The organism is Nonomuraea sp. KM88, from assembly GCF_052245635.1.
Taxonomy (GTDB): Bacteria; Actinomycetota; Actinomycetes; order Streptosporangiales; family Streptosporangiaceae; genus Nonomuraea.
In genome coordinates, this window is the sequence record NZ_JBQQCC010000077.1 from 1 (window position 1) to 795 (window position 795).

Here is a 795-nt window from a genome sequence, read left to right on the forward strand (position 1 = left end):
TCGCCGACGAACGCGTGATCGCGGTTGGCGGCGGGAAGCGAGCAGATCACCATCGCCCCCGCGGGGATGACCTGCCCGGCGATCTCCACCTCGGCCGTGGTGGAGCGGGGCGGAGGCGCCTGCGAAATGGACAGCCACCGCAGCAGCTCTTCGACGGCGGACTCGATCAGCGCCGGGTCCTTGCGGATCAACGCGAGCTGGTCCGGATGCCGCAGCAGGGCCAGGGTGCCCAGCCCCAGCATGTTCGAGGTGGTCTCGTGGCCGGCCAGCAGCAACTGCCCGGCCACGCCGATGAGCTCGTCGGCGCTGAGATCGCCGCCGTGCTCGCGCACCAGCATGCCCAGCATGTCCTCGCCCGGATCAGCCTGCGCCCGGGCGACCAGACCGGCCAGATAGGCCCGCTCCTCCCGCCGCACCGCGGTCAGCTCCTCCACCGGCAGGGAAACATCCAGCAAGCGCGTGGAACGCTCCTGGAACTCGAACCGGTCGGCATCCGGCACCCCCAGCAGCTCGCAGATCACCAGGGACGGCACCGGCAGCGCGAAGTGCGCCATCAGGTCGGCCGGCCTGCCCGCCCCCTCCAGACCGTCCAGAGCGGTCTGGACGATCTCGGTGATCCGCGGCTCCAGCCGGCGCATCCGGCGCGCCGTGAACTCGGCAGTGAGCATCCGGCGCAGCCGGGTGTGCTCCGGCGGATCCAACCCGATCAGCTGCCCGGCACGCATCCTGGCCACCTCATCGGGATCCAGCGCACCCGCTCCGCGAAGCGGCGTCAGGGCACTGCTGAACCGGGCC

1 protein-coding gene is annotated in these 795 nt (G+C 71.6%); it reads right to left on the reverse strand.

The annotated features are described in order from the left end of the window. Positions 1-725: cytochrome P450 (locus ACTWPV_RS49735; protein WP_443157232.1), on the reverse strand; the 725-nt coding region annotated here is incomplete at its 3' end. Positions 726-795 lie beyond the last annotated feature (70 nt).